Raw genomic sequence first — 809 nt, 5'->3', positions numbered from 1 at the left:
AAACGCTTGCAAGAGTGGGTCGAATCCGGTGCTCACCTGTATTTCTGTGGCGACAAGCAACGTCTTGCCGACTGTGAAAAATCCCTGTCCGCCCTGTTTGACGCGGACACCTGGAAACAGCTGGGTAAAGACAAACGCCTGCACCGAAACCTGTATTAACCGCGAGGCAGACCATGACTGATCGAAGCTGCGATCTGAGCCAGGACATCAGCGAGCTGCACGCCAACGAGCAGCTCAAAGCCAACAGCCAATACCTGCGTGGCACCATTTCTGAAAGCCTGGAAAACGCCATCACCGGTGCCGTCTCCGGCGACGACTCCCTGCTGATGAAATTTCATGGCATTTATCAACAGGACGACCGCGACCTGCGCGCCGGCCGGGCCCGCCGCAAACTGGAGCCCAACTACCAATTTATGGTGCGCATGCGCATTCCTGGCGGCACCCTGAGCAAAACCCAGTGGCAGGGCATCGACCAGTTGTCGCGGCGCTTTGCCGATCGCGGCATTCGCATTACCACGCGGCAGACCATTCAGCTCCATGGCATCCGCAAGCCGTATCTGCGAGCACTGATGCAGGGCATCCGTGACCTGGGCCTGGACACCATTGCCGCCTGCGGCGATGACAGTCGTGGCGTGGTGTGTGGCAGCAATCCGTCGCAATCTGCTATCCACCAGCAAGTGGCCGACCTGGCCCGGGAAACCAGCCAGCGACTGATTCCCAAAACCGGTGCCTACCCGCAAATCTGGTATCAGGAAGATCGCCCGGTCATGGCCGATGAGGACCCACAATACGGGCCGCTCTACTTGCCC

1 pseudogene is annotated in these 809 nt (G+C 59.3%); it reads left to right on the top strand.

From position 1 onward, the window contains the following. Positions 1–173: 173 nt before the first annotated feature. Positions 174–809, top strand: a pseudogene (locus A3730_RS28310) (sulfite reductase); the annotation flags it as partial.

It is taken from the genome of Alcanivorax sp. HI0044, assembly GCF_001634945.1.
Note: the sequence above shows the minus strand (reverse complement) of the source record. Positions and strands in the feature narration are given on the sequence as shown.